Source organism: Pseudomonas sp. SIMBA_068, from assembly GCF_046534705.1.
Taxonomy (GTDB): domain Bacteria; phylum Pseudomonadota; class Gammaproteobacteria; order Pseudomonadales; family Pseudomonadaceae; genus Aquipseudomonas; species Aquipseudomonas putida.
In genome coordinates, this window is the sequence record NZ_JAWRYI010000823.1 from 1 (window position 1) to 261 (window position 261).

1 protein-coding gene is annotated in these 261 nt (G+C 60.2%); it reads left to right on the forward strand.

Features of this window, described 5'->3' with window-relative positions:
* On the forward strand, positions 1-261 hold a 261-nt coding region (locus SB756_RS31620), incomplete at both ends, for a glycosyl hydrolase family 8 (protein ID WP_410913440.1).

The following is a 261-nucleotide window of genomic DNA, read 5'->3' on the forward strand; positions in this document are numbered from 1 at the left end:
TCGGCCTCCGATGGTGATGTCTGGATGGCCTGGTCGTTGCTGGAGGCGGGGCGTTTGTGGAAAGAGCAGCGTTATACCGACATCGGCAGCGCGTTGCTAAAACGTATCGCGCGGGAGGAAGTGGTGACGGTGCCTGGGCTGGGTTCCATGTTGTTACCGGGCAAAGTGGGTTTTGCTGAGGATAACAGCTGGCGTTTTAACCCCAGCTACCTGCCGCCGACGCTGGCGCAGTATTTCACCCGCTTTGGCGCGCCGTGGACT